7 protein-coding genes (1 of these 7 running past the window's edge) are annotated in these 7,276 nt (G+C 55.6%); 2 read left to right on the top strand and 5 right to left on the bottom strand.

Translation table 11 applies throughout. The features are described from left to right. The 4 genes from ACTG2B_RS03935 to ACTG2B_RS03920 all read right to left on the bottom strand — a co-directional run. Nucleotides 1–666, bottom strand: partial view of a putative bifunctional diguanylate cyclase/phosphodiesterase gene (locus tag ACTG2B_RS03935; protein ID WP_005358159.1) — the start only. Its footprint begins 1,266 nt before the window's first position; only the first 666 of its 1,932 coding nucleotides appear in the window; the start codon lies at nucleotides 664–666; its stop codon lies off the left edge, out of view. Between the two features lie 23 nt (nucleotides 667–689). Beyond that, entirely contained in the window at nucleotides 690–1,190 is a 501-nt protein-coding gene (locus tag ACTG2B_RS03930) for a molybdopterin-binding oxidoreductase (RefSeq protein WP_186301893.1), read from the bottom strand. Between the two features lie 101 nt (nucleotides 1,191–1,291). After that, nucleotides 1,292–2,926 carry a chaperonin GroEL gene (gene groL / locus ACTG2B_RS03925; RefSeq protein WP_005340575.1) on the bottom strand — a complete coding sequence of 545 codons (1,635 nt, stop codon included), beginning with the start codon at nucleotides 2,924–2,926 and terminating at the stop codon, nucleotides 1,292–1,294. A gap of 43 nt (nucleotides 2,927–2,969) precedes the next feature. Next, nucleotides 2,970–3,263 carry a co-chaperone GroES gene (locus tag ACTG2B_RS03920; RefSeq protein WP_005340573.1) on the bottom strand — a complete coding sequence of 98 codons (294 nt, stop codon included), beginning with the start codon at nucleotides 3,261–3,263 and terminating at the stop codon, nucleotides 2,970–2,972. Nucleotides 3,264–3,523: 260 nt separating this feature from the next. Here ACTG2B_RS03920 and ACTG2B_RS03915 point away from each other — a divergent pair, with 260 nt between their 5' ends. Continuing rightward, entirely contained in the window at nucleotides 3,524–4,858 is a 1,335-nt protein-coding gene (locus tag ACTG2B_RS03915; protein WP_439996908.1) for an MATE family efflux transporter, read from the top strand. Between the two features lie 34 nt (nucleotides 4,859–4,892). Here ACTG2B_RS03915 and ACTG2B_RS03910 read toward each other — a convergent pair whose 3' ends face one another. Next, nucleotides 4,893–5,369 carry an FxsA family protein gene (locus ACTG2B_RS03910; protein ID WP_043826334.1) on the bottom strand — a complete coding sequence of 159 codons (477 nt, stop codon included), beginning with the start codon at nucleotides 5,367–5,369 and terminating at the stop codon, nucleotides 4,893–4,895. A 442-nt stretch (nucleotides 5,370–5,811) separates the two neighbouring features. Here ACTG2B_RS03910 and aspA point away from each other — a divergent pair, with 442 nt between their 5' ends. After that, nucleotides 5,812–7,254 carry an aspartate ammonia-lyase gene (gene aspA / locus ACTG2B_RS03905; RefSeq protein WP_005340569.1) on the top strand — a complete coding sequence of 481 codons (1,443 nt, stop codon included), beginning with the start codon at nucleotides 5,812–5,814 and terminating at the stop codon, nucleotides 7,252–7,254. Nucleotides 7,255–7,276 lie beyond the last annotated feature (22 nt).

The following is a 7,276-nucleotide window of genomic DNA, read 5'->3' as shown; positions in this document are numbered from 1 at the left end:
CTCCAGCAAAGCAACCCGATTGGACAAGCCGGTCAGCGGATCCCGTCTGGCCGCTCTGAAATGACGACGCCCTTCATATATAAGCAGCATGCTGAGCAGCAGCACTGACATGACCAAACCGGAGACCATCAGCAACAAGGCATTGCGCAACTGCCCAAAATGACGATCGTTCTCGGAATAGACGTTAATGTTCTTCTGCATCACAGAAGCGAGGGAGTAGGAGAGCGGCTCTTGCAGCGGGGCAAGGCGCATCATGATCTGCTGATAGTCAGATGCCCCGCTTTGCAACTTGGTGATGTCGGGCTCTATTTGGCGAATATTGGTTTCAATCAGCTGCACCAGACGCAAGGTTTTCTGCTTGTCCTGCATGCTCTTGCGCAACTGGCCGCTCAACAGGATGGGCGTTCTGCTCCAGAGAATGTCATAACGCAACATCAAAGTGTCATGATCAATCCCGCCATAGTGATAGACCTCTACCGCATTGAGGAAACGCCCGAGCTCCAGCTGCAACTGCATCAGCGCCCAGGAGACATCATAGGTGTATTTCTCCATCGCTCTGGTCGCATTCTGGATCTGCATCAGGCAATAGAGGGTGCTCCCGGTAAACAACAGGATGGATACATACAGAATGACGAGCAGTGGCCACGCCCTGGTCTTTCCTTTCACCCCATGCTCCCGTGCGGTTTTTATCAGTGCTGAATGTCTATCAAATCCAGCTGCCAGATCATCATGTCGGTATATTCGGATCGCTTCAATTCCGGATATTGATCAAGAGGCAGCATAAACCAGACCGGCCCCTTGTCACGCACCCGCATGACAGCCCCATTGTCTTCCCATGCAAGAATGGGCTCGTATTTGGCAACCTTGTCCCATTCAATGCGGATCTGGAAACTGTTCAGTGCTGTCAACGTAATGGTCTTGCCATCCGCACCGACTGCAGCCAATACATCGGCCAGTTTTGGGCCTCTGTAGGTGTGTGGCTTATCCACCCACGGGTTGCCGGTCACTATCTCATGTTGCGGCAGAGCCTGTAGTTTTGCCAGATCAAACAACACCTTGCCATCAACTTCGTCTGTCGACCTGATGTTACCACCGACTTTCAGGATCACCGGCCCCGTCAGCGCCTCAGCAGCCATCACCGGCATGATGACCAATGAACACAGTAGTGTCAGCCAACCAAACATTTTCATATCGCCCCCAGATTTGCTGTCTCAACAGACTCAGTTTAGCCAGATATAAAAAAACGGCTCGCCTTGAGCGAGCCGTTTGTCAAACAGAACAAGGGGGATGATTACATCATGCCCATGCCACCCATGCCGCCCATGTCAGGCATAGCAGGGGTATCTTTCTTCGGCAGTTCGGTGACCATGCACTCGGTGGTGATCATCAGACCGGCGATGGAAGAGGCAAACTGCAGGGCGGAACGGGTTACCTTGGTCGGATCCAGGATGCCCATGGCCAGCATGTCGCCATACTGTTCGCTGTAAGCGTTGTAACCGAAGTTGCCTTCGCCGTTCTTCACTGCGTTGGCAATGACGGAGGCTTCTTCACCGGCGTTGATGACGATTTGACGCAGCGGGGCTTCCATGGCGCGCAGGGCAACCTTGATACCGACGTTCTGGTCTTCGTTGTCACCGCGCAGGCCAGCCAGTTTGGCAGCAACGCGAACCAGCGCAACACCACCACCGGCAACCACACCTTCTTCAACCGCGGCGCGGGTAGCGTGCAGGGCATCTTCCACGCGGGCTTTTTTCTCTTTCATCTCGACTTCGGTGGCTGCGCCAACCTTGATCACGGCAACACCGCCAGCCAGCTTGGCTACGCGCTCTTGCAGCTTCTCACGATCGTAGTCGGAAGAGGTCTCTTCGATCTGTTGACGGATCTGGGCAACACGGCCTTCGATCACACCGGCATCACCCACGCCATCGATGATGGTGGTGTTCTCTTTGGTGATGACGATACGCTTGGCACGACCCAGATCTTCCAGAGTCGCTTTTTCCAGCTCCATGCCCACTTCTTCGGAGATGACAGTACCGCCAGTCAGTACAGCGATATCCTGCAGCATGGCCTTGCGACGGTCACCGAAGCCAGGCGCCTTGACGGCAGCCACTTTCACGATACCGCGCATGGTGTTGACCACCAGAGTCGCCAGGGCTTCGCCTTCTACGTCTTCAGCAACAATCAGCAGCGGCTTGCCAGCTTTGGCAACGCCTTCCAGCACCGGCAGCATTTCGCGGATGTTGGAGACTTTCTTGTCAACCAGCAGGATGAACGGGTCGTCCAGTTCAACGGAACCGGTCTCTTGCTTGTTGATGAAGTAGGGGGACAGGTAGCCGCGGTCGAACTGCATACCTTCAACAACTGCCAGCTCATCTTCCAGACCCTGACCATCTTCAACGGTGATGACGCCATCGCGACCCACTTTGTCCATGGCTTCAGCAATCAGCTTGCCCACTTTCTCGTCGGAGTTGGCGGAGATGGTGCCCACCTGAGCGATGGCATTGCTGTCAGCGCACGGCTGGGACAGTGCTTGCAGTTCAGCAACAGCAGCCACAACGGCCTTGTCGATACCGCGTTTCAGATCCATCGGGTTCATACCGGCGGCAACGGCTTTCAGACCTTCGTTGACGATAGCCTGAGCCAGAACGGTTGCAGTAGTGGTACCGTCACCGGCGGCATCGTTCGCCTTGGAAGCCACTTCCTTGACCATCTGGGCGCCCATATTCTGGAACTTGTCTTCCAGCTCGATTTCGCGCGCAACAGAAACACCATCTTTAGTGATGGTCGGGGCGCCGAAGGACTTGTCCAGCACCACGTTGCGGCCTTTCGGGCCCAGAGTCACCTTGACGGCATCAGCCAGGATGTTTACGCCTTCCAGCATCTTGATGCGGGCTTCGTTACCAAACTTAACGTCTTTAGCTGCCATTTTTCTTCAATCCTTAAATCAATTCGGGGAAAAGGAGGATGGATTACTCTTCGACAATCGCCAGGATGTCGGTTTCGGAGAGGATCAGGACGTCCTGACCATCCAGCTTCTCGGTCTTAACACCGTAGCCTTCGTTGAAGATAACCTTGTCACCAACCTTCACGGCCAGCGCTTTGACTTCGCCATTATCCAGGATGCGACCAGTCCCCACGGCAAGCACTTCACCACGGGTGGACTTCTGGGCCGCAGTACCAGTCAAGACGATACCGCCGGCAGATTTGGCTTCAGCTTCGATGCGCTTGATGATGACGCGGTCGTGCAGTGGACGAATTTTCATCGATAACTCTCCCAAAATGAGTCTCATTGTTGCTTTGAGGAATGGCCGTTCCAGGCCAAATTAGATATGTCCCTGATGTGGGGCAGAGTTGCTAACCCTTCAAGGGCAAATACAAAAAAAATTTTTTCACGTACTATAAACATCTTCGATGGTTCAGCCATGTCCGCACCCTGGTGCAAGGTCGGTTCAAGCCGCCCGGTTTCCATGCCAGAACCTTCAAAGCCAGCTGTAGAGACGAGCCCTTGACCCGCACCAACCCCATGCTGACAGCCCCTATTCCGGTCGTACTGCGCCAGATGACGGGCCCCATGATCTTCGGCATCATCGCCATTCTGGCCTTCAATCTGGTCGATACCTTTTTTATCGGTATGCTGGGCACCGAAGCTCTGGCCGCCATCAGTTTTACCTTTCCTGTCACTTTTGTGGTTACCTCGCTGGCGATGGGATTGGGCGCCGGATTGTCAGCGGTGATCGGTCATACCCTGGGGCAGGGCAAACACGATGAGGCGGCCCATCTCGCCACCGACAGCCTGTTTCTGGCGGTGATCATGGTGGCCCTGCTCTCCGCTGGGGGCGCTCTCACCATCAAGCCTCTGTTTACTCTGCTGGGGGCCAGTGCCGAGCTTATCTCCCTCATCCATGACTACATGCTGATCTGGTATCTCACCGTCCCCATGCTGGTGCTGCCCATGGTGGGCAATGCCGCCATCCGGGCGACCGGCGATACCAAAACCCCCAGTTTGGTGATGGCAGTAGCCGGGTTGGTCAACGGGGTACTGGATCCTCTGTTGATCTTCGGTATCGGCCCCTTTCCCGAGTGGGGGATCCGCGGGGCCGCCATCGCCACCTCTATCTCCTGGTTGATGGCAATGCTGGTCAGCCTCTATATCCTGCGTCATCGGGAGGGCTTGCTGCTGTGGCGCCTCTCGCCGCGGGCTCGGTTGCTATCCCACTGGCGGGCGTTACTCCATGTCGCCGTCCCAGCCTCTTTTACCAATATGCTCAACCCGCTGGCCAACGCAGTGCTGATGACGATTTTCGCCGGTCTGGGTACCGAGGTGGTCGCCGCTTACGGCGCCGCATCGCGGGTTGAGGCGCTGCTGCTGATTGTGATGATGGCCCTCGCCTCCGTACTGGCCCCTTTCATCTCGCAAAACTGCGGCGCTGGCAATCCGGCCCGCGCCAAAGCTGCACTGCAGAGCTGCATGCGCTTTGCACTACTGTTCCAGCTCGCCATCTATGGCCTGACCTGGCTACTGGCGCCACTCATCGCCAATCTGTTCAGCGATCATCCGCAGGTCATTCGCCTCATCATTCTCTATCTGCATCTGGTGCCGATCGGTTACGGCTTTCAGGGCATGGTGATGCTGCTGGCCTCGGCACTCAATGGCGTGAGGGCATCCAGTATTTCGTTCTTGTTCAATGGATTGCGACTGTTTGGTGTTCTGTTGCCAGGAGCCTGGCTGGGGGCAAAGCTGGGAGGAGAACAGGGGATATATCTGGGGATACTGCTGGCAAATCTGGCGGCGGGCACCCTCGCGTGGTGGTATGCCCGACACCGCTTCGAGGCCTTGTGCCATCAGGGCAAACCCTGATTCAGTCACTCGCCTCGGGTTTTCGTCTCGTCGATTACTCTTTACGCTCAAATTCGCCTTCGATGGTGGTGCCGCCCTGCTTGGCGTTCCCCAGATGATCATCGGACGGTGCGTTGCCAAACGGCGATTGAGTACGCTGGAAGCCACCCATCTGCATCCGGAACTGGCTGCTGCCGATCAGCTTGTCAGCCAGTTTGTTACGCAGCCAGGGTTGCAGCAACAGCACACCGAAAATGTCGGTCACGAAACCCGGGATAATCAGCAGCAAACCGGCCAACGCAAGCATCATGCCCCCCATCACCTCGCGGCCCGGCATCTCGCCCATCTGCATCTTTTGCTGGGCGCTGAACAGGGTCTTGAGCCCTTCACTGCGCACCAGCGAGGAGCCCAATACCGCTGTCAGGATGAGCAAGCCGACAGTCGGCAGCGCCCCGATTACCGAGCCGACCTCGATCATCACGGTGAGCTCCAGCACAACCAGACCCACCAACAACAAAAACAACTTGCCCATATCCACTCCAGCACCGGTAAATTGAGAAAAAGTGGCCCCCATCCAACGATGGTCAGAGGCGATTTTGCCGCCCCGTCATCACCACTTTCTGCCCTGAATAAATGGGGGCAGCCCCCCTCTTTTCAAGTTGGCCAACTGACTCCCACGTCATCAGCAATCTAAAAAACCAGCAAAAATTCACAAAAACTTATAAAAATCATCACGATAAAAACTTCATAACATATGTGTACTTTTCTCAAAGTAATTTGAAAATGTCGCAAATTTAGTGATCCACCTCTAATAACCGATACCTCAATTGGAGTAGTATATTGATTAGTTTTTCGGGAGGTTATTCTCCCAACCGCCCCACTCGATGTGTGGTGCTTCAGGATGAGCTGTGCGCAAGGAACTCGCGACCACTCGGTGAGGATTTTTCCATTTATCTGATTTCTGAGGCATTACAATGAGCGACATCAAGAACGTCCGCATTGAAGAAGACCTGCTGGGCACCAAAGAAGTTTCCAATGATCTCTACTACGGTGTGCACACCCTGCGCGCTGTCGAGAACTTCAAGATCAGCTCTCAGAAGATTTCTGACGTTCCGGAATTCGTCCGCGGTATGGTGCTGACCAAGAAGGCCGCTGCGCTGGCAAACGGTGAACTGGGTACCATCCGTCCTGAAATTGCTGACAAGATCGTAGAAGCCTGCGACCTGATGCTGAACACCGGCAAATGCTTCGACCAGTTCCCGGTCGACGTTTACCAGGGTGGTGCCGGCACCTCCGTCAACATGAACACCAACGAAGTACTGGCCAACATCGCCCTGGAAATCATGGGTCTGGAGAAAGGCCGTTACGACGTCATCAACCCGAACGACCACGTCAACAAGTGCCAGTCCACCAACGATGCCTACCCGACCGGTTTCCGCGTTGCTGTGGTCAACAGCACTGACGTGACTCTGCACGCGCTGGAGCACCTGATCGCGGCATTCGATGCCAAAGCGAAAGAGTTCAAAAACATCCTGAAGATGGGTCGTACCCAGCTGCAAGATGCGGTTCCGATGACCCTGGGTCAGGAGTTCCACGCGTTCGCCGTGACCCTGCGTGAAGAGATCAAATCCATCAAGCGTTGCCAGGAGCTGCTGCTGGAAGTGAACCTGGGCGCTACCGCCATCGGTACCGGTCTGAACACTCCGCCCGAGTACTCTGCACTGGCTATCAAGCGTCTGGCCGAGATCACCGGTCGTGCCTATGTGCCGGCAGAAGATCTGATCGAAGCGACCTCCGACTGTGGCGCCTACGTCATGCTGCACGGCGCCATCAAGCGTCTGGCCATGAAGCTCTCCAAGATCTGTAACGACCTGCGTCTGCTCTCCTCCGGCCCGCGCACTGCACTGAAAGAGATCAACCTGCCGGAAATGCAGGCGGGTTCCTCCATCATGCCGGCCAAGGTCAACCCGGTTATCCCGGAAGTGGTCAACCAATCCTGCTTCAAGGTATTCGGTAACGACATCACCATCACCTTCGCCGCCGAAGCCGGTCAGTTGCAGCTGAACGTCATGGAGCCGGTGATTGGTCAGGCGATGTTCGAATCCCTGAGCCTGATGGAAAAAGCCTGTATTTCCCTGCGCGAGAAGTGCGTGGAAGGTATCACCGCCAACCCGGAAATCTGCATGAATCACGTGCTGAACTCCATCGGTATCGTGACCTACCTGAACCCCTTCATCGGCCACCACGAAGGGGATATCGTCGGCAAGATCTGTGCCCAGACCGGCAAGAACGTCCGCGAAGTCGTTCTTGAGCGCGGCCTGCTGAGCGCCGAGCAGCTGGACGAAATTCTCTCCATCGAGAACCTGATGAACCCGCAATACAAAGCCAAGCGTTTCACCCGCGAAGCTGCCGTATAAGCGAGTGTGGGCCGGGATCTTC

The organism is Aeromonas sp. 30P (assembly GCF_051919805.1).
Lineage (GTDB): Bacteria > Pseudomonadota > Gammaproteobacteria > Enterobacterales > Aeromonadaceae > Aeromonas > Aeromonas veronii.
This window is presented reverse-complemented; position numbering and strand designations above follow the sequence as displayed.

What these genes read in the sequence shown, in the direction of transcription:
- ACTG2B_RS03930 (WP_186301893.1), bottom strand. Translation starts at nt 1,190, where the DNA reads ATGAAAATGTTTGGTTGGCTGACACTACTGTGTTCATTGGTCATCATG.
- groL (WP_005340575.1), bottom strand. Translation starts at nt 2,926, where the DNA reads ATGGCAGCTAAAGACGTTAAGTTTGGTAACGAAGCCCGCATCAAGATG.
- ACTG2B_RS03920 (WP_005340573.1), bottom strand. Translation starts at nt 3,263, where the DNA reads ATGAAAATTCGTCCACTGCACGACCGCGTCATCATCAAGCGCATCGAA.
- ACTG2B_RS03915 (WP_439996908.1), top strand. Translation starts at nt 3,524, where the DNA reads ATGCTGACAGCCCCTATTCCGGTCGTACTGCGCCAGATGACGGGCCCC.
- ACTG2B_RS03910 (WP_043826334.1), bottom strand. Translation starts at nt 5,369, where the DNA reads ATGGGCAAGTTGTTTTTGTTGTTGGTGGGTCTGGTTGTGCTGGAGCTC.
- aspA (WP_005340569.1), top strand. Translation starts at nt 5,812, where the DNA reads ATGAGCGACATCAAGAACGTCCGCATTGAAGAAGACCTGCTGGGCACC.